This is a genomic window from Vibrio sp. D173a (genome assembly GCF_030248475.1).
The window spans coordinates 1-567 of record NZ_JAHGAH010000920.1 but is presented as its reverse complement, the minus strand read 5'-3'; the positions used below and the strand labels follow the sequence as shown (position 1 = coordinate 567).

Annotated in this window: 1 protein-coding gene; it reads right to left on the bottom strand. The window is 44.8% G+C overall.

Going from position 1 to position 567, the window contains the following annotated elements:
* A partial coding sequence (locus KIV40_RS30275; protein ID WP_285352967.1) for a helix-turn-helix transcriptional regulator occupies nucleotides 1-567 on the bottom strand: 567 nt, incomplete at both ends.

The following is a 567-nucleotide window of genomic DNA, read 5'->3' as shown; positions in this document are numbered from 1 at the left end:
GTAATTCACATCCTTAAAACCACAACCTACAGACACTTCATTGAGCTTGAAATTGTATTTCTTGAGCATGAACTTGGCGCGATCGACTCGCACACGTGTAATGTATTCAGCCAGAGTCATGTGGCCTTGCTGGCGGAACATTCGTGACAAATGGTTAGAGGAAATACTAAAGCGCGAGGCGATGCTGTCACGGGTGATCTGACGATGGAAATTCTCTTGAATGTAAATACAAATGCCCTGATACACATCTTGTACTCGGCTGTGAGACTTCTCGACAGGCGCATCTAACATCGTCTTACTATATTGCAGCAGCGCTTGTAGCAGTAACTCATCCATAGGTTGCTTGTTACTTTCCCTCGCAAGTGAACTAAGCGCCTCCAAAATGTTATCAATCGCAAAGCCAGAACGAGTCTGAATACTGTGCTTTTGAATATCATAAAAGCTCTCTTCGCCTTTGCGCTTGCTCACCAGGCTTAAACCAAGCTGACGACGGCCAAACAACATACTCAACACTGAGCAATCAGTATCCCAGTTAGGTTTGTTCCAACAGTTAGGCGGGATGAAAAT